This is a genomic window from Fulvimarina endophytica, assembly GCF_003403015.1.
GTDB classification, from domain to species: domain Bacteria; phylum Pseudomonadota; class Alphaproteobacteria; order Rhizobiales; family Rhizobiaceae; genus Fulvimarina; species Fulvimarina endophytica.
Genome location: NZ_QURL01000007.1, coordinates 199,983 through 218,195, shown reverse-complemented (window position 1 = coordinate 218,195; position 18,213 = coordinate 199,983). Strand labels below are relative to the sequence as shown.

Below are 18,213 nucleotides of genomic sequence, written 5' to 3'. Positions count from 1 at the left end.
AAGCTCCACCTTCAGCCGGTTCGGCCACCAGTGGTCGAGCTGCGGCTCCGATCCCGTCGCACCCCCGATACGCGTGCCGCCGAACGGGCACTCGCCGCGGTTCGAAATGTCTGGTCTCACATTCATGGTTCCGAAGCCCTTCTGAATCTCTGGCCGATCGCAGTGGCACAAGCCGAGCTCGGCGCATTGCCATCGTTAGCCGGATGATATGACCGCTCGGCGAACCTTCAACGGGTAGCCTTGTCTAGAATCGTCCGAAACTCGATTTTTCGATCCGTTTGCGATCTTAGGCCGCACGCCGCTCCGCCCCTCGTCGCGTGCACGGCCGATCGCGGGTCGAGGCCGGGCCGGCCCGTTCGAACGAGGCGCGATCGGGGCTGCGGCGCGATGAGGATCGGCCACGGATTTGCGATGCGCGGGGCGCGGGGGCAGCGCAGGATCGGCGCCGGCAGGATGGAAAACCTAGACCCAGGTCGCAGAAGTTTTGCGGCTTGCCCCCGAAGCTTTCACCGTTCATGAGACGGGCCGACGACCGCCATTCTTCGATGCCGCCCCGGTGACCTTCGGCGGCTCGATGCCGTTCTCCCATCAAACCACCGTGAGGCGGGCCGGGCGTCTTGCGAATCCTCCCCCGCGACCGACTAATAAGTGCGAAATCCCTGAAGGACTTCCCATGCCCCTTGCTGATTTTCTACGCACCCTCGTCTTCTCGTGTGCGTTGGCGGCGGCTTCGAGTGCGGGGGCCGTCGGGGAGACGCCGACCGCGCCCGCAGCCGCGACGATCCTGTCCACCGACGATCTGGATGCCATCGTCGATCTCGCCGAGGCCTATGGCGATGCCAGGATCGTCGAGCTCGACAATGGCGATCCGGCCCTTGTCGGCGAGATCAACGGAACGGCCTACCAGCTCTTCTTCCTGAACTGCGATCAGGCCCAGGGCTGCGATGCCCTGAACTTCTACGCCATCTGGGACGTGCCCACCGTTTCCGTCGGCGCACTCAACCTGTGGAACCGCAACGCGCCGTTCAACAAGGCCTATCTCACCGAGGACAACCTGCCGGTGATCGAGATGAACCTTCCGGCAAGCGGCGGATTCGTGCGCGAGCAGCTGGACGAGATCTTCGGCCAGTGGACGATCGCGCTCGCCGATTTCGAGCGGAACGTCATCGCCGAGACGCCGTGATCGGCTCCTGCCTCGAAGATTTCTTCGGCCGAACATATTCGTTCGTGCATCCGCGAACCTTGATGCTGTAACAGGGCTCCGAATCTGGGAGTTTGTCATGTCCGGGGCGCACGAATCCGACAGCGATACGAAAAGCGCGGTGCGCGATGTCGTGCCGATCATTCTCGCGATCATCCCCTTCGGCATGGTTTACGGCACCGTCGCGGCGAGCGCGCAACTGAGCCTCGTCGAGACGATCGGCTTCTCGGCCTCCGTTTATGCGGGCGCCTCGCAGCTGGCGGCGCTGCAACTCGTCGGCATCGGCGCGCCGGTCTGGTCCGTGCTGGTGACGGTCTTCGCGCTCAACTTCCGCCACGTTCTCTATTCTGCGTCGATCGGGCGCCATCTCGACGGCTTTCCGCGCCCCATTAAAGCGCTCGCCTTCTTCCTCCTGGTCGACCCGACCTTCGCAGCGGCAGAGGCTCGGGCGGCGAAGGGCGCGCTGACCGTTCCGTATTATCTCGTCTACGCCCTGCTCCTCTATGTGTGCTGGCTCGCGGCATCGGCTCTCGGTTTCGTCTTCGGCTCCCTCATCGAGGACACATCGGTCTACGGTATCGACTTCGTCCTGCCCGCCTATTTCCTCGCAATGGTCATGACGTTCCGCTCGCGCGCGGCGTTCTGGCCGGTCGCGAGCGCGAGCGCCGGTGCGTCGATCATCCTCTACACGCTCGTGGGTCCCCCCTGGCACGTGACCCTCGGCGCCCTTGCCGGGATCACGGTCGCCGCCTGTCTTCCACAAAGGACGGGCAAGTCCGCAGCGGCGCATCCCGCCGATGATCCGGCCGGGGGAGGCGTGTTGTGAGCGATTTCTGGCTCATCGTCGTTCTCGCTGGACTTTTGACCTACCTGACGCGAATCGGCGGACATCTTCTCATCAAGGCCATCGGCACCCTGCCGCCCCGACTGGAAGCGGCTCTCGACGCCGTGCCCGCAGCGGTGCTGACGACGATCTTCGCACCCGTCATCGTCAGCGGCGACTGGCCTGAGCGAATCGCGATCGTCGTGTGCGGCTTTCTCGCTCTGCGTCTTCCCCTCATCGCGACCGTCGCGATCGGCGCCGGCCTCGTCGCCCTGATGCGCGCCGCCTTCTGAGCGGGCGCGGGAGGAGGGGCGTTCCCCCGGCGGACCGTGGCGGGGCCCCGGACCCCTCAGCAGCGCTTCGCGAGGTCGTATACGAGGCGGCGAGCCGATCTGGAGGGATACTCGGCATGCCCGACGGCGCCATGCCGTGCCGGGCCGTGTGAAACGAGGCCACAGCAAGGCGGAAATGCGTCTCTGTGCGCTTTTGACAAACTGGACATTGGCCTCTCGGTTGTCTTAGAAGCCGTCCAGACTCTTCGGTCCTGTGCCAAACGATACGTCCTTTCTTGCGACAGTTCTCCGGCCCGCAGCGACCGATCGACCATCGCATCGCCCGTCTCTGGTCAGACAGAGATCCGAGTGACAGGAAAGGCTGCGCAGTGAGCGTAAACGATAGCACCGAACCGAACCGCCGCGACTTTCTCTACATCGCAACGGGTGCCGTCGGTGCCGTCGGTGCGGCCGCCGTCATCTGGCCCTTCATCGACCAGATGAACCCGGACGCGGCCACCCTGGCTCTCGCCTCGATCGACGTCGATGTGAGTCAGGTCGCCGAAGGCCAGTCGATCACCGCCAAATGGCGCGGCAAGCCCATCTTCATCCGTCAGCGCACGGCCCAGGAGATCGAGGAGGCGAAAGCCGTCGATCTGTCCGAGCTGAAGGACCCGCTGGCGAGAAACGCCAATATCCCTGGCGATGCACCGGCAAGCGACGAGAACCGTGCGGCGGAGGGCAAGGAAGCCTGGCTCGTGATGGTTGGCGTCTGCACCCATCTCGGCTGCATCCCGCTCGGCCAGGCCGGCCCCTATGACGGCTATTTCTGCCCCTGCCACGGCTCGGCCTACGACACAGCGGGTCGCATCCGCTCCGGTCCGGCATCGGAGAACATGGCGATCCCGCCTTTCGCATTCTCAGACGACACCACCATCACCATCGGTTGATCGGAACGGAAGGAAAACGATTCATGAGTGGTCACTCATCCTACGTCCCGTCGAACGGCATCATGCGCTGGCTCGACGCCCGCCTGCCGCTTCCGCGGATGGTCTATGATTCGTTCGTCGCCTATCCGGTGCCGCGCAACCTGAACTACGCCTACACCTTCGGCGGCATCCTCGCGATCTTCCTCGGCATCCAGATCCTGACCGGCATCGTCCTCGCGATGCACTACGCGGCGGCGTCCTCGCTGGCCTTCGAGTCGGTCGAGAAGATCATGCGCGACGTGAACTGGGGCTGGATGCTGCGCTACATGCACGCCAACGGCGCCTCGTTCTTCTTCGTCGCCGTCTATCTGCACATCGCCAGAGGCCTCTATTACGGCTCCTATAAGGCGCCGCGCGAAGTTCTGTGGATCCTCGGCGTCGTGATCTTCCTCCTGATGATGGCGACCGCCTTCATGGGCTACGTCCTGCCTTGGGGACAGATGTCCTTCTGGGGCGCCACCGTCATCACCGGCTTCTTCACCGCCTTCCCGCTGGTGGGCGATCCGATCCAGACCCTGCTTCTCGGCGGCTTCTCGGTCGAGAACCCGACCCTGAACCGCTTCTTCTCGCTGCACTACCTCCTGCCGTTCATGATCGCGGGCGTCGTGATCCTGCACGTCTGGGCGCTGCACGTGACCGGCCAGACCAACCCGACCGGCGTCGAGGTGAAGTCCTCCAAGGACACGGTTCCCTTCACGCCCCATGCGACGGTCAAGGACGGCCTCGCAATGGTCGTGTTCCTCCTCGCCTTCGCCTATTTCGTCTTCTACCTGCCGAACTTCCTCGGGCACCCGGACAACTATATCGAGGCGAACCCGCTCAAGACGCCCTCGCATATCGTTCCCGAATGGTACTTCCTGCCCTTCTACGCGATGCTGCGTGCCATCACCTTCAATATCGGTCCGATCGACTCCAAGCTCGGCGGCGTCTTGGTGATGTTCGGCTCGATCATCATCCTCTTCTTCCTGCCCTGGCTCGACACTAGCCGCGTGCGCTCGACGGCCTATCGCCCGATCTACAAGATCTTCTTCTGGATCTTCGTGGCGAACGCCATCATGCTCGGCTGGCTCGGGGCCAAGCCCGCCGAAACGCCCTATACCGAGCTCGCGCTCATCGGCACGATCTACTACTTCGCGCACTTCCTCATCGTCCTGCCGGTTCTCGGACTGATCGAGACGCCCCGGAAGCTGCCGAATTCCATCACCGAAGCCGTTCTCGCAAAGCATGCGAAGTCCGGGGGATCGGTCACGCCGGAAGGCGCCACCGCTTCGCCGGAAACCAAGGGCTGAACGGACGAGCAACGGAGATAATCCCATGAAAAAGACGCTATCCGTTCTCCTCGCGGCTGGAATCGCATACCTCCCCCTGAGCGCCTACGCTCAGGACGGAGCCCAGGAGCCTGTCGCCGCGACCGGCGATGTCGCATCGCCCGAAGATGCGGGCGTCGTCGCGGTCGAGGAAGAGCATGCCGCCGAAGCTGCCGAAGAGGGGCATGCGGAAACCCCGCATTACCCGCTCAAGAAGCCGGAAGAGGTCGACTGGTCGTTCGACGGGCCCTTCGGCACCTGGGATCTCGCCCAGCTGCAGCGTGGCTTCCAGGTCTACCGCGAAGTCTGCTCGGCCTGCCATTCGATGAACTTCGTGGCCTTCCGCAATCTCGAAGCGCTCGGCTATTCGGAAGACCAGATCTCCTCGCTCGCCGGCGAATACACCGTCCAGGACGGCCCGGACGACACCGGTGAGATGTTCGAGCGCCCGGCCGTCGGATCGGACTATCTGCCCGCGCCCTATCCCAATCCGCAGGCAGCGGCCGCTTCCAACAACGGTGCGGTGCCGCCCGATCTGTCGCTGATCGCCAAGGCCCGGGCCGTCGAGCGCGGCTTCCCGACCTTCGTCTTCGACATCTTCACCCAGTATGCCGAGGCCGGCCCCGACTATATCCACGCGCTTCTGACGGGCTATGGCGAGGAGCCGCCTGCCGGTGTGCAGGTGATGGACGGGACCTATTACAACCCGTACTTCATCTCCTCGGCCGCGCTTGCCATGCCGCAGCCGATCTACGAAGATCAGGTGACCTATTCCGACGGTGCGCCGCAGACCGTGGAGCAGTATTCGCGCGACGTGACGGCCTTCCTGATGTGGGCGGCCGAACCACATATGACCGAGCGCAAGGCGACCGGTTTCGTCACGATGATCTTCCTCATCGTGTTCGCGGTCCTGCTCTTCCTCGTGAAGCGCCGTGTCTGGGCGAGCACGCCTCACTGACGGGCTCGAACACCTGCCGTCGGCATTGAAAAAGGGGGCTCCGGCTCCCTTTTTGTTTGTCCTTTCTGTTTCGACCACCGAACCGATGGAGAAGCCCGTGTATATCGCGATGAACCGCTTCAAGGTCCTGCCCGATGCTCAGACCGAGTTCGAAGAGCTCTGGCTCAATCGTGACTCCCAGCTGAAGACCGTGCCGGGCTTCGTGGAGTTTCACATGCTGCGCGGACCCAAGCGGGACGACCACCAGCTCTATTCGTCCCACACGATCTGGAAGGACTATGCCTCCTTCGAGGCGTGGACGAAGTCGGAGGCGTTCCGGCGCTCCCATGGCGGTGCGGGCTCGACGAGGCCCCTCTATCAGGGTCATCCAGAGTTCGAAGGGTTCGAAGTGATCCAGACCATCGATCGCGGCGATGGGTGATCGCATCCGGAATGGAGCGCGCGGAGGCACCGCGCGTCTCGGAATGAGAGCTGCCCGGGCGGCGGCAGGGGAACATGTTCAATGGTCGATCTGAGAGCCGCGATCCGGACGATCCCGGATTATCCCAAGCCCGGTATCCTGTTTCGGGATATCACGACCCTGCTCAGCGATCCGAGAGCCTTTCGAGCCGCGATCGACCAGCTCGTCGCGCCCCATTCGAACAGCCAGATCCGCCATGTGGTGGGCGTCGAGGCTCGCGGTTTCATTCTCGGCGGGGCGCTCGCCCATCAGTTGTCGGCCGGGTTCATTCCCATCCGCAAGAAGGGCAAGCTCCCCGGAGAGACCGTCTCGGTCACCTATGAGCTGGAATACGGCCAGGACGAGATGGAACTGCACCGCGATGCGGTGCTGCCGGGCGAGCGCGTTCTCCTCACCGACGATCTCATCGCGACGGGTGGCACGGCGGTCGGCGCCGTCGAACTCCTGCGTGGGCTCGGGGCGGAGATCGTCGCGGCCTGCTTCCTGGTCGATCTTCCCGATCTCGGCGGCGCGCGCAAGCTGCGCGAACTGGGTGTCGAGGTGCATGCCCTCTGCGAGTTCGAGGGCGGCTGAGCGCCCGGCACGCGATCCGTCCGCCACGTCCTGCCGCAAGGCTCAGGGAGTTGCCGCTCAGGGAGTTGCCGTAGTGTCCGCTTGCGCGTCCGAGTTCGGTGAGGAATTCTGCGGCGATCTCCGCCGTTTGATGGAGTGGCGCCGGGACGTGCGTCGGTTCCGCATCGACCCCGTCGACGAGGTCGTGCTTCGGGCGGCCCTCGACGCGTTCGATCTCGCGCCCTCGGTCGGCAACAGCCAGCCCTGGCGTCTCGTCCGCGTGGAGAGTGCGCAGGCGAGGCGGATGGTCCGAGAGAGCTTCGAGCGGTGCAATGCGGAGGCGCTCGCGGCGACCGATCCGGCGCGGGCCGATCTCTATGCGCGGCTGAAGCTGTCGGGCCTTCGCGAAGCGCCGGTGCAACTCGCCGTCTTCTGCGATGCGGCGACCGATCAGGGCCACGGTCTCGGCTCGCGGACAATGCCGGAGGCCCTGGTCCATTCCGTTTCAGGGGCGGTCGCCCTGTTCGCGCTCTGCGCGCGGGCCCACGGTCTGGGGGTCGGCTGGGTCTCCATCCTCGATCCGGACGAGGTGACCGCCGCGCTCGACGTTCCTGCCGACTGGACGCTCGTCTCCTATCTCTGCATCGGCTACCCGTGCGAGGCGGACGATGTCCCCGAACTCGAACGGGCCGGCTGGCAGAGCCGCAAGGCGACAAGTCTTCTCATGCGGTAAGACCGGACCTTACTTGGTCGCCAGAAACGCCGCGCCGTCGAAGGTCATCACGGTCAGGCCTTCCGGGTTCACGGCTTCAACTGCGAAACCGATAATGCCCCAGCCGGGCCGCGAACGCGACACGCGCTTCTCGCTGATGCGCTGACGATAGGCGATCGTCTCGCCCGCATAGACTGGGCGCGTCCAGCGGATGTTCTTGATGCCGGGCGAGGGGCCGAAATCCGGCATCTCGCCACCTGCGGCGAGCCACTCCTTCAGCATTTCGGTGCGCCAGGCGACGTTCAGCTTCATGTAGACCGCCGTCGTGTGCCAGCCCGATGCGCAGAGACCGCCCAGAAGGGTCTTCTTGGCGACATCAGGATCGAGATGGAAGCGCTGCGGATCGAAGCGCCTCGCAAAATCCATGATGTCCTCGGCCGTGAAGAGATGGGAGCCCATCTCGTAGGTGCGGTCGAGTTCGATACTGTCCCAGAAGCTCATGCCATCACCTCTTCGTCGCGAGCCTGCCGCGTGAGGCAGAGAAGAAGATGCTCGCAGACCGCGGCCGTCTCGCCGCGCTGGTTGCGCACTTCGGTGCGAAGGTTCACGAGGCCGAGAAACGGCTTCTTCGACGAGACGCGTGCGGAGAGAACGGTCGAGGAGCCGGTGAGCGTGTCGCCGGGGCGGACCGGAACCTTCCAATCGACGAAATCGACGCTGCCCGTGCCCTGGGACGTCGAATCCAGAAGATAGGCGTCGCAGATCATGCGCATCATCATGCCGCAGACATGCCATCCCGAGGCGGAGAGGCCGCCGAGCATCGAGGCTTTGCCGGCCTCCTCGTCGAGATGGAAGGGCTGGGGGTCGTAGGCTTCGGCGAAGGCGATCACCTCCTGCCTGTCGACCTCGTAGGGTGCGAGGTCGAAGACCCGTCCTTCGGTGAAATCTTCCAGCACATATTTCGACATCGTCGATCCGTTCCGTTCGAGGGGCGCAAGGTCATGGGATGCCCGTGCGCGGGCTCCCTTCGCCTCAGACGTTGAACTTGAAGAGCATCACATCGCCATCGGCGACGACATATTCCTTGCCTTCGTCACGCGCCTTGCCCGCTTCCTTGGCCGCGACTTCGCCGCCGAGGGAGACGTAGTCGGCAAAGGCGATGGTCTGGGCGCGGATGAAACCCTTCTCGAAATCCGTATGGATCACGCCCGCCGCCTGGGGCGCCTTGGCGCCGAGATGCACCGTCCAGGCCCTCGTTTCCTTGGGGCCGGCGGTGAAATAGGTGATGAGTTCCAGGAGCTCGTAGCCGGCGCGGATCAGGCGATCGAGACCGGGTTCGGTGAGCCCCATCGCCTCCAGATAGTCTCCGACCTCGTCTTCCGGCAGCTGAGCGATCTCGGCTTCGATCGCGGCGGAGATGACGACGGACCCGGCGCCCTGGGTCTCGGCCATTTTGGCGACGCTTTCGGAATGCGCGTTGCCGTTAGCGGCGTCCTCCTCGGCGACGTTGCAGACGTAGAGAACGGGCTTGGAGGTGAGGAGGTTGAGATTGCGCAATTCGCGCCGTTCCTCGCCGTCGAGGCCGGCGACGATGGTGCGCACCGGCTTGCCGTCCTCGATCGCCGCGATGGCCTTTTCCATGATCGGAAGCTGGGCGAGGGCGTCCTTGTCCTTGCCGGTCGCCTTCTTGCGGGTCGCGACGACCCGGCGTTCGAGGCTCTCGAGATCGGAGATCATCAGCTCCGTCTCGACCGTCTCCGCATCGGCGACCGGGTCGATCCGGCCTTCCACATGGGTGATGTCGTCATCCTCGAAGCATCGCAGCACGTGAACGATCGCGTCCACCTCGCGGATATTGGCGAGGAACTGGTTTCCCAGGCCCTCGCCCTTGGAGGCACCGCGAACGAGGCCCGCGATGTCGACGAAGGTGATGCGGGTCGGGATGATGTTCGCGGACTTGGCGATCCCCGCGATGTCGCGAAGGCGCGGATCGGGCACGGCCACATCGCCGGTATTCGGCTCGATCGTGCAGAACGGATAGTTCGCGGCCTGCGCGGCCGCCGTCTTGGTGAGTGCGTTGAAAAGCGTCGACTTGCCGACATTCGGCAGTCCGACGATACCGCATCTGAAACCCATGGGGGCATCCTCGAAAATGGTGGTCGGCGCGCGGGGGAGGAAGGGCGCGCCTCAGGCTCGTCCGCTGTTTGCAGCGATCTCACCCGAGGGTCAATATTTCCGAGGATGGAGGCGGACTTATTCGTCCGGCATGTCCGGGCTCATGCCGAGGGCTTGGAGGTAGAGATCGAGGATCGCTTCCTGTTCCTGGCGCTCGTTCTGGTCCTGCTTGCGGATCGAGATGATCTTGCGCAGCACCTTGGTGTCGAAGCCGTTGCCCTTCGCCTCGGCATAGACGTCCTTGATGTCGTCGGCGATGGTCTTCTTCTCTTCCTCGAGCCGCTCGATGCGCTCGACGAAGGATCTCAGATGGTCGCCGGCAACGGCGGAAACGTCGGACATGAAATCAACCTCTTCAAGGATCGTTGCAATGGCGCAGTCGCGCGGTCTCGGAACGGGACGCGTGCCGACCGGCTGCCGCAGCTTCTCGCCTGGCGCCGCCGAGCCCGTCCCTCGCCCCTCGAAAGGGGTGGCGAGGCCGTGTCACGGACAGGTCGCATTTCAGGGTTAACAGGCAGCTAACCGAGGTGGAAGGGGATCGCCGGGCCGCTATTCCTTCGGCCGGTTGGTCTCGAATGCGGCCATGTCGTCCCCGGAGGCCTCGCGCTGGTGCCTGTCACGCCACTCCTCATAAGGCATGCCGTAGACGATCTCCCGCGCCTCGTCCTTGGACAGGGTTTCGCCGCGCTCGTTCGCCGCTTCCTGATACCAGCGCGAAAGACAGTTGCGGCAGAAGCCGGCGAGGTTCATCAAGTCGATGTTCTGCACGTCCGTTCGCTCGCGCAGATGGTCTCGGAGCCGGCGAAACGCGGCCGCTTCCAGTTCCGTGCGGGTGGACTGGGACATTTCCGATGCTTGCGCGGGGCTGGAGGAGGACGAGGACATGACGAAGACCTTGCATGGTGAACCGGTTCCCCGCCATATCGCGGTCGCGAATGGGGCGTTCAAGTCCGGTGCAGAGGCCTTGCGGGTCGAAACTTGCGCTTGAGCGGCCGGACTGAAAGGTTTTCCCTTTGCAAAGAGATCGCTTCGTCGGAAAAGAGGCTATGCCAGTGTCGCTCGATTCAAACGATTCGAAGAGTGTTTTCCCGCCGAGCGCAGGCCGCATCACGCCGCGTCCGGGAGGCCGTTCCAAAGCCTTGGCACTGATGGGGGCTTTGGCTCTGTCGATCTTCGGTTTCGGCGGCGTCGGTGAAGCGAAGGCCGACTTCCGGGTCTGCAATGGAACGACGAACCTCGTCGGGGTGGCGATCGCTTATCGCGCCGATGCGGGCTGGATCAGCGAAGGCTGGTGGCGGATCCCGGCCGAGACCTGCAAGCCGCTCATCACGGGCCGGCTCAATTCCCGTTTTTACTACCTCTATGCGGAAGACGCCAATGGCGAGTCCCGGTGGGCCGGGGACATCGATCTCTGCGTCGCCGAGAACGAGTTCAAGATCGCCGGCGTCAGCGAATGCCTGAAGCGCGGCTATCAGAGCATGGGCTTCCGCGAATTCGACACGGGCGAACAGGACAGCTGGATGGTCCAGTTGACCGAACCTCCACGCAGCACGACGGAGACCGAATGAAACGGAACCGAAGCGTCAAGATTCTCGCGACCCTGGGGCCGGCCTCCTCCGAGGAGCATCAGATCGCAGAACTCCATAAGGCGGGTGCGGACGTCTTCCGCATCAATATGAGCCATGCGAGCCATGATCTCATGCGCGAACTGGTGGCGCGCATCCGCCGCGTGGAGGCGCAGATCGGTCGCCCGATCGGCATTCTCGCCGATATCCAGGGGCCGAAACTGCGGGTCGGCAAGTTCAAGACGGACTCCGTCGATCTGCGGATCGGGCAGGAATTCACCCTCGACGACAACGAGGAACTGGGCGACGAGACGCGCGTCCATCTTCCCCATCCCGAGATTCTCGAGGCGGTCGAGGTCGGGCACCGGCTGTTGATCGACGACGGTCGCCTCTTCCTCGAATGCATCGAGACCGACGGCCGCAGGGTAAAGACGCGGGTGCTCGCCGGTTCGAAGATCTCCAACCGCAAGGGCGTGTCGCTTCCCGACACGACGCTGAAGACCGGAGCGCTCACGCCGAAGGACCGCGCCGATCTCGATGCGGTTCTGGAGGCCGATGTGGACTGGGTCGCCCTGTCCTTCATCCAGCGTCCCGAAGACATGGCCGAGGCCCGCAAGATCGCCAAGGGGCGCGCGCTCCTCATGGCAAAGATCGAGAAGCCGCAGGCCGTCCAGCGTCTCCACGAGATCATCGAGCTGTCGGATGCGATCATGGTCGCGCGCGGCGATCTCGGCGTCGAGATGCCGCTGGAGGAAGTGCCGGGAATCCAGAAGCGGATCACCCGCGCCTGCCGGCGCGCGGGCAAGCCCGTGGTCGTCGCGACGCAGATGCTCGAATCGATGATCTCGGCGCCGGTGCCGACCCGCGCGGAAGTCTCCGACGTCTCGATCGCCGTCTTCGAGGGCGCGGACGCCGTCATGCTCTCGGCCGAGTCGGCGGCCGGCAGCTATCCGGTCGAGGCGGTCTCGACCATGGACCGGATCGCGGTACAGGTGGAGAAGGACCCGCTCTATCCAGGCATCATCTTCGCCCAGCGGCCCGAGCCCGAAGCCACCGGCGCGGACGCGGTCTCGCTCGCCGCACGCCAGATGGCCGAGACGCTCGATGTGGCGGTGATCGTCACCTATACGGCGACCGGAACCACGGGACTGCGCGCCTCGCGCGAGCGGCCGCAGGTGCCTCTGGTCGCGCTGTCGCCGATCCTGCGCACCGCGCGGCGCCTGTCGATCGCCTGGGGCCTCCACTGCGTCGTCACGGAAGACGCCCAGGACCTCGACGACATGGTCGACCGGGCCTGCCGTATCGCGGTCGAGCAGGGCTATGCGAACGCCGGCCAGAAGCTGATCGTCACCGCCGGCGTGCCGCTGCGCCAGCCCGGTGCGACGAACATGCTGCGGATCGCCTATATCGGTTCGGACGGGCTCTCGGCCGTCTGATCGCCATCGCGATCTCGGCTGGATGGGAAGGCTCGGCCTTCCTGCAAATGAAAAACGGCGCGATCGGTTCGCGCCGTTTTTCGTGTCTCCGTTTCGGTTCGAAGCCTGAGCCTCAGAACCAGCGCTCGCGCACATAGAGCGTGTCGCCGGGTAGGATCGGGTCGGAGGCGAGAACGCGGCCCGTGACGACCTCGCCGCCGATCTGGCGCGTGATGTCCACGCTGGCCTGCTCTGCGCGCGGGGTGTAGCCGCCGGAGGCCGCGATCGCCTTCTGCACCGTCATGCCGGGAACATAGGTGTACTGCCCACCCTGGGCGACTTCGCCCATGATGAAGAATGGCCGGTACTGCTCGACCGAAATCGTCACGTCGGGATCGTTGAGGTAGCCGTTGGCGAGGCGCCGCGTGACTTCCCCTTCCAGTTCCACCGCCGTGCGGCCTCTTGCCGGAACGTCGCCGATGAGCGGCATGGACAGATATCCCGCCTTGTCGATCGAATAGGCGGCGGTGAGTTCCGCCTGGTCGAAGACGGTGACGCGGGCGACGTCGCCGCTGTCGAAGCGATAGGCCTGATTGAGCGCCGCATGGAAGGCGGGGGGAGGCGGCTTGTAGTAGGACGAGCACCCGCCTGTTGCGAAGACCGCAGCTGCGAGAACGAGTTTCGCGATCGTTTTCATCAAACCTGTTCCCGTGTCCAGCGCTCGTGGGCCCGACGCCCGAAACCGATCGAAGGTGCCGGTGCATCTGCTGAAATGTTTAAGGTTATTAGGGTTAACCAAAGGTGAAGTGCGGGCGCGGCCGGACCCTGCCGGATGAGGCCCGACCACGGGGTGCCCTGAGCCCCGGAGCGCCATTAACCGGGTGGTTACCAAAACCGGCGAGGCTTGTTCTCGGAGTTTCGAGGATGTGACCGAAGGCTTGCGAGCGACCCGTTGGACGGCACGCGCAGACGCAAGGGAAGGCGCACCCGGCCGTGTTGATGGATGATGTCCCGATGAGCGACGTGAGCAGGCAGAATGATCGGACGGATGCGCTCGCATCTTCGGGTCAGGCAGGAGCAGGCGAACGCAAGCCGGTCGACCAGTCCGCTCGGCTCGCGGTCGAGACGGGACCTGGACACGGCTTCTGGAAGGCGATCGAAGACATGGCGAATGTGAAGATGGACGGCCCGATGGAAGACCGCAGCGAAGCCGGCACCAGCTTCGAACTGCCGCAGCTCAACGCCCATACCGAGGGTGAGGTCGAGATCGAGCGCGTGGGCGTCAACGACCTCGCCTTCGCGGCCCGCGAAATGAACATCAAGCGCCTCGTTCTCGTGACACCGTTCGAGGACGAGCGTTCGGCCGAAAGCGTCCTGGAACTTTCGCGGCGTCTGACCGAGGACAGCCATCCGGTCGTTCTCCTTGACCTCGAAGGACACTCGGCTCCGGGCAGCTGGCTCGACCGCGATCTGCACGGCGAAGGCTGGATCGATCTTCTCGGCGGCGGCCGGGAGGTCGGCGAGATCATCCACCGCGACGAGGCGAGCCGCCTGCACTACGTGCCCTCGGGCGGGCTCGACGCCGTCGCCCTCGAGCCCGAGCAGCTGGAAGCCCTCGACGTCTATCTCGAAGCCTTCGACGAAGCCTATGCGATGATCGTCCTCCACACGCCCCTCGCAGCTCTCGACCGGATCGAGGGCCTAAACGACGGCGAGACGGCGATCATCCTGGCCGCCGAGGAAAGCCGCCAGGACGAGATCGCCGATGTCGCGCGAACGCTCGCCAACGCGCTGCGGACGGACGTTCTGCACCTGTTGACCGACAGCGATCCGCGCCTTCTGCACTAACGGCGGCCACGCTCCCATCTGCCCCATGCGGATCGCCCGTACGGGTGAGGCCGCGAGGCGCCCGGCGCCTCGGATCGCTCTGTGTTCCGGCACGATGCGACAACCGTGGTTGTTGACGCGGGCGTCTATTGTCCTCAACTGAGGGCGATCGAAGACGGGCAAGCCTGCCCGTTCCCCTGCTGAAAGGGATTCATGTCCGGCGTCCTGACATTCCTGGCCTTCGCGGCGATGATCGCGACGGCGATCGTGCTCATTCTCGGCCTTGCCAACCTCATGAAGGGTGGACCGGGAAGCAAGTCGCAGCGCTTCATGCGCTACCGGATCATGTTCCAGGCCCTCGCGATCGTCCTCATCGTCGCGTTTCTCCTGTTCGGCCGTTGACCTTCGCGATTGCGGCCCGACCTTCCGACGCGATGGAGGATCGGACATGGTCAAACTGAACAAGATCTACACACGGACCGGCGACAAGGGTGAGACGATGCTCGGCAATGGCGAGCGTCGGCAGAAGGACGATCTGCGCGTCGAGACCTACGGAACCGTCGACGAGCTCAACGCGGTGATCGGCCTTGCCCGCCTCCACAGCGAAGGCGCGATGGACGAGATGCTGGCGACGATCCAGAACGAGCTGTTCGATCTCGGCGCCGACCTCGCCACCCCCGACACCGGCAAGGATCTCGGCTTCGAGCCCCTCAAGATCATCGAAAGCCAGGTCGACCGGCTGGAGGCGGAAATCGACGCGATGAACGAGAAGCTCGAGCCGTTGAAGAGCTTCGTACTCCCGGCGGGCTCGCCTCTCGCCGCTCATCTCCATCACGCGCGGACCGTGGCGCGCCGCGCCGAGCGCCTGATGGTCGCCCTCGCTCGCCGCGAGCCGGTCGCCGGAACCGCGATGCGCTACGTCAACCGGTTGTCCGACCACCTGTTCGTCTGCGGCCGGATCGCCAACGAGGACGGACGCGCCGATGTCCTTTGGGTTCCCGGCAAGAGCCGCTGACCCATCGAACCGAAACGCGGGACCGGTTTTCGGATCGTCCGATGCGTCCGCAAGCCTTCGGGAGCGGTCCGCTCCCGACGCGGATGCGGGCCATCGGCGCGGATCAGGCTTGAAATCGCGGTTCGCCCGGCCCAAAACCCTCCTTTGAAATGGCTGACCTCGCAGACGCGAGCTGCAATGCCGAACTCTGATCGGGAGCCCATCGCCCATGAAGATCCTTGTCGCCGTGAAGCGCGTGGTCGATTACAACGTCAAGATCCGCGTGAAGCCGGACGGTTCGGGCGTCGAACTCGCCAATGTGAAGATGAGCATGAACCCCTTCGACGAGATCGCCGTCGAGGAGGCGGTCCGGCTGAAGGAAGCGGGCGCGGCCGAGGAGATCGTCGCCATCTCGGTCGGCCCGAAGCAGTCCGCCGATACGATCAGGACCGCGCTGGCGATGGGTGCCGATCGCGGCATCCATGTGCAGACCGACGCGATCGTCGAGCCGCTCGCCGTCGCCAAGCTGCTGAAAGCGATCGCCGAGACGGAAAAGCCCGATCTGGTGATTCTGGGCAAGCAGGCGATCGACGACGACTGCAATCAGACCGGCCAGATGCTGGCCGCGCTCCTGAACTGGGGGCAGGGCACCTTCGCCTACAAGCTCGAAGCATCCGAGGGCCGCGCCAAGGTGACGCGCGAGGTCGATGGCGGCCTCCAGACCGTGGACCTGAAGCTTCCCGCAATCGTCACGGCCGATCTGCGCCTCAACGAGCCGCGCTACGCTTCGCTGCCCAACATCATGAAGGCGAAGAAGAAGCCGATCGAGACGAAGACCCCTGAGGATTTCGGCGTCGATATCGCGCGGCGCATCGAGGTTTTGAAGACCGAGGAGCCCGAGATGCGAAAGGCCGGCGTGAAAGTCGCCTCCGTCGACGAACTCGTCGACAAGCTGAAGAACGAAGCCGGCGTTCTTTGAGCGCGGAGAGGATCGAATCCATGACCACATTGCTTCTCGCAGACCACGACAAGGGCCAGCTTTCCGCCGAGACCGCGAAGGCGCTGACGGCGGCCAAGGCGCTTGGTGCCGATGTCCATCTTCTCGTCGTCGGAGCGGACGGCGCGTCCGTCGCCGAGGCCGCGGCCGGTCTCGACGGTGTCGCCAAGGTGCTGACGGCCGGCGGCGACGCTCTCGCCCACCAGCTGGCCGAGCCGGTCGCCGCTTTGCTCGTCTCCCTTGCCGGCGATTACGATGCGATCGTCGCGGCATCCTCCACGAGTGGAAAGAACGTGCTTCCGCGCGTTGCCGCCCTTCTCGACATGATGCAGATCTCCGACGTCACGAGCGTCGAGGGCCCGGATACGTTCAAGCGCCCGACCTATGCCGGAAACGCGATCGAGACCGTGCGCACCTCCGATGCCAAGCGCATCATGACGATCCGCACGTCGAGCTTCGAGGCGGCGGGATCGGGCGCGGACGCTGCGCCGATCGAGGCCGTGTCCGTTTCGGTCGAGCAGCCCGGTCTGTCGAGCTTCGTGTCCGAAGAGCTCGCGACCTCCGAACGTCCCGAACTCGGCAGCGCCACCGTCGTCGTCTCCGGCGGACGGGCGCTCGGATCGAGCGAGAAGTTCAAGGACGTCATCATGCCGCTCGCCGACAAGCTCAATGCGGCCGTCGGTGCCTCGCGCGCCGCTGTCGATGCGGGCTATGCGCCGAACGACTGGCAGGTGGGCCAGACCGGCAAGGTGGTCGCGCCCGAGCTCTACATCGCCTGCGGCATTTCCGGCGCGATCCAGCATCTTGCCGGGATGAAGGATTCCAAGGTGATCGTCGCCATCAACAAGGACGAGGAGGCGCCGATCTTCCAGGTCGCCGACTACGGCCTCGTGGGCGATCTCTTCGAACTCGTGCCGGAACTCACCAGCAAGGTCTGACCCTGGGCAACGCCCTTGGATCGTTCCGAACTCCGGTCTATGCTGCAGCGCAAGACAGAAGGGGCGGCTCACGTCCCAGGGCGGCCGCCCGGCCGCCATCCGGAGGGGAAGACAAGTCATGGCCGAGATCAGAAGCGTTGGCGTCATCGGCGCCGGACAGATGGGGTCGGGGATCGCACAGGTCGTCGCCCTCGCCGGCATGAAGGTCCGTCTCTACGATCTCGGCTCCGAGCAGACCGAAGCCGGTCTGGCGCGGATTCGGAAGGGGCTCGACCGGCAGCTCGCCTCTGAGAAGATCGGCGCCGGCCAGCGCGACGCCGCGCTGGGGCTGATCGAGACCTCCAGCGACTATGCGAGCCTCGGCGATCTCGATCTCGTCATCGAGGCGGCGACCGAGAGCGAGGAGATCAAGCGCAAGATCTTCCGCGAGGTCTGCCCGCATCTGGCGAAGCACGCGATTCTCGCGTCCAACACCTCCTCCATCTCGATCACCCGCCTCGCTTCGGCATCCGATCGCCCGGAGCGGTTCATGGGCATCCACTTCATGAACCCGGTCCCGGTCATGAAGCTCGTGGAACTCGTACGGGGCATCGCGACCGGCGAGGAGACCTTCGAGGCCTCGCGCGTCTTCGTCGACAAGCTCGGCAAGACGACGACCGTTTCGGAGGATTTCCCCGCCTTCATCGTCAACCGCATCCTGCTGCCGATGATCAACGAGGCGATCTACACCCTTTATGAGGGCGTCGGTTCGGTCACCTCGATCGATACGGCCATGAAGCTCGGTGCGAACCATCCCATGGGCCCGCTCCAGCTGGCCGATTTCATCGGGCTCGATACCTGCCTTTCGATCATGCAGGTGCTCCATGACGGGCTTTCGGATTCGAAATACCGCCCGTGTCCGCTGCTGGTGAAATATGTCGAGGCCGGCTGGCTCGGCCGCAAGGTCGGACGCGGCTTCTATGATTATAGCGGCGAGGAGCCGGTTCCGACGCGGTGAGGCTGCCGCCTGTCCGACCTCGTGCTTCGAT

General features: G+C 64.6%; 23 protein-coding genes. 17 read left to right on the top strand and 6 right to left on the bottom strand.

Annotated elements, in window-relative coordinates:
• The first annotated feature begins 673 nt into the window (after positions 1–673).
• The 9 genes from DYI37_RS16745 (at position 674) to bluB (ending at position 7,295) form a co-directional block, all read left to right on the top strand.
• A complete protein-coding gene (locus DYI37_RS16745) occupies positions 674–1,183 on the top strand; it encodes a YbjN domain-containing protein (protein ID WP_158555195.1) in 510 nt (169 codons plus the stop codon).
• A gap of 97 nt (positions 1,184–1,280) precedes the next feature.
• Entirely contained in the window at positions 1,281–2,027 is a 747-nt protein-coding gene (locus DYI37_RS16740; protein ID WP_116684403.1) for an AzlC family ABC transporter permease, read from the top strand.
• Positions 2,024–2,317, top strand: a complete 294-nt coding sequence (locus DYI37_RS16735; RefSeq protein WP_116684402.1) for an AzlD family protein — start codon at positions 2,024–2,026, stop codon at positions 2,315–2,317. The genes DYI37_RS16740 and DYI37_RS16735 overlap by 4 nt, the downstream gene beginning before the upstream one ends.
• Before the next feature lie 368 nt (positions 2,318–2,685).
• The gene (petA, locus tag DYI37_RS16730) at positions 2,686–3,246 is read left to right on the top strand and encodes a ubiquinol-cytochrome c reductase iron-sulfur subunit (protein WP_116684401.1); all 561 of its coding nucleotides are present in this window, start codon (positions 2,686–2,688) and stop codon (positions 3,244–3,246) included.
• Positions 3,247–3,269: 23 nt separating this feature from the next.
• The gene (locus DYI37_RS16725) at positions 3,270–4,574 is read left to right on the top strand and encodes a cytochrome b (RefSeq protein WP_116684400.1); all 1,305 of its coding nucleotides are present in this window, start codon (positions 3,270–3,272) and stop codon (positions 4,572–4,574) included.
• Between the two features lie 25 nt (positions 4,575–4,599).
• A complete protein-coding gene (locus tag DYI37_RS16720; RefSeq protein ID WP_116684399.1) occupies positions 4,600–5,550 on the top strand; it encodes a cytochrome c1 in 951 nt (316 codons plus the stop codon).
• Between the two features lie 97 nt (positions 5,551–5,647).
• Entirely contained in the window at positions 5,648–5,971 is a 324-nt protein-coding gene (hmuQ, locus tag DYI37_RS16715) for a heme-degrading protein HmuQ (protein ID WP_116684429.1), read from the top strand.
• An 81-nt stretch (positions 5,972–6,052) separates the two neighbouring features.
• The gene (locus DYI37_RS16710) at positions 6,053–6,583 is read left to right on the top strand and encodes an adenine phosphoribosyltransferase (RefSeq protein ID WP_116684398.1); all 531 of its coding nucleotides are present in this window, start codon (positions 6,053–6,055) and stop codon (positions 6,581–6,583) included.
• Complete coding sequence (gene bluB / locus DYI37_RS16705) at positions 6,555–7,295, top strand: 5,6-dimethylbenzimidazole synthase (protein ID WP_116684397.1); 741 nt, start codon at positions 6,555–6,557, stop codon at positions 7,293–7,295. Before DYI37_RS16710 ends, bluB begins: the two co-directional genes overlap by 29 nt.
• A gap of 9 nt (positions 7,296–7,304) precedes the next feature.
• Here bluB and DYI37_RS16700 read toward each other — a convergent pair whose 3' ends face one another.
• The 5 genes from DYI37_RS16700 to DYI37_RS16680 all read right to left on the bottom strand — a co-directional run bounded on the left by DYI37_RS16700 (position 7,305) and on the right by DYI37_RS16680 (position 10,334).
• Entirely contained in the window at positions 7,305–7,775 is a 471-nt protein-coding gene (locus tag DYI37_RS16700; protein ID WP_116684396.1) for a MaoC family dehydratase, read from the bottom strand.
• Positions 7,772–8,242: a MaoC family dehydratase gene (locus tag DYI37_RS16695; protein ID WP_116684395.1), complete on the bottom strand. Its 471-nt coding sequence runs from the start codon at positions 8,240–8,242 to the stop codon at positions 7,772–7,774. Before DYI37_RS16695 ends, DYI37_RS16700 begins: the two co-directional genes overlap by 4 nt.
• A 64-nt stretch (positions 8,243–8,306) precedes the next feature.
• Positions 8,307–9,410, bottom strand: a complete 1,104-nt coding sequence (gene ychF / locus DYI37_RS16690) for a redox-regulated ATPase YchF (RefSeq protein ID WP_116684394.1) — start codon at positions 9,408–9,410, stop codon at positions 8,307–8,309.
• Between the two features lie 117 nt (positions 9,411–9,527).
• Positions 9,528–9,791, bottom strand: coding sequence for a DUF2312 domain-containing protein (locus DYI37_RS16685; protein WP_116684393.1), 264 nt, complete (start codon positions 9,789–9,791; stop codon positions 9,528–9,530).
• A 207-nt stretch (positions 9,792–9,998) separates the two neighbouring features.
• Complete coding sequence (locus tag DYI37_RS16680) at positions 9,999–10,334, bottom strand: DUF1244 domain-containing protein (protein ID WP_199520186.1); 336 nt, start codon at positions 10,332–10,334, stop codon at positions 9,999–10,001.
• Between the two features lie 263 nt (positions 10,335–10,597).
• On the opposite strand from DYI37_RS16680, the gene DYI37_RS16675 reads away from it, so the two are divergent.
• Entirely contained in the window at positions 10,598–11,017 is a 420-nt protein-coding gene (locus DYI37_RS16675; protein WP_116684427.1) for a DUF1036 domain-containing protein, read from the top strand.
• Complete coding sequence (gene pyk, locus DYI37_RS16670; RefSeq protein WP_116684392.1) at positions 11,014–12,450, top strand: pyruvate kinase; 1,437 nt, start codon at positions 11,014–11,016, stop codon at positions 12,448–12,450. Before DYI37_RS16675 ends, pyk begins: the two co-directional genes overlap by 4 nt.
• Positions 12,451–12,562: 112 nt before the next feature.
• On the opposite strand, the gene DYI37_RS16665 is transcribed toward pyk, so the two are convergent.
• Entirely contained in the window at positions 12,563–13,126 is a 564-nt protein-coding gene (locus DYI37_RS16665; protein ID WP_116684391.1) for a polysaccharide biosynthesis/export family protein, read from the bottom strand.
• Between the two features lie 317 nt (positions 13,127–13,443).
• Between DYI37_RS16665 and DYI37_RS16660 the strand changes: the two genes are divergently transcribed.
• The 6 genes from DYI37_RS16660 (at position 13,444) to DYI37_RS16635 (ending at position 18,182) form a co-directional block, all read left to right on the top strand.
• The gene (locus tag DYI37_RS16660) at positions 13,444–14,277 is read left to right on the top strand and encodes a CpsD/CapB family tyrosine-protein kinase (protein ID WP_147307939.1); all 834 of its coding nucleotides are present in this window, start codon (positions 13,444–13,446) and stop codon (positions 14,275–14,277) included.
• Positions 14,278–14,469: 192 nt separating this feature from the next.
• Positions 14,470–14,658, top strand: a complete 189-nt coding sequence (locus DYI37_RS16655; RefSeq protein WP_116684389.1) for a twin transmembrane helix small protein — start codon at positions 14,470–14,472, stop codon at positions 14,656–14,658.
• A gap of 46 nt (positions 14,659–14,704) precedes the next feature.
• On the top strand, positions 14,705–15,271 hold the full coding sequence (locus DYI37_RS16650) for a cob(I)yrinic acid a,c-diamide adenosyltransferase (protein WP_116684388.1): 567 nt from the start codon (positions 14,705–14,707) through the stop codon (positions 15,269–15,271).
• A 208-nt stretch (positions 15,272–15,479) separates the two neighbouring features.
• On the top strand, positions 15,480–16,229 hold the full coding sequence (locus DYI37_RS16645; RefSeq protein ID WP_116684387.1) for an electron transfer flavoprotein subunit beta/FixA family protein: 750 nt from the start codon (positions 15,480–15,482) through the stop codon (positions 16,227–16,229).
• Between the two features lie 20 nt (positions 16,230–16,249).
• The gene (locus DYI37_RS16640; RefSeq protein WP_116684426.1) at positions 16,250–17,185 is read left to right on the top strand and encodes an electron transfer flavoprotein subunit alpha/FixB family protein; all 936 of its coding nucleotides are present in this window, start codon (positions 16,250–16,252) and stop codon (positions 17,183–17,185) included.
• A gap of 118 nt (positions 17,186–17,303) precedes the next feature.
• Complete coding sequence (locus tag DYI37_RS16635) at positions 17,304–18,182, top strand: 3-hydroxybutyryl-CoA dehydrogenase (RefSeq protein ID WP_116684386.1); 879 nt, start codon at positions 17,304–17,306, stop codon at positions 18,180–18,182.
• Positions 18,183–18,213 lie beyond the last annotated feature (31 nt).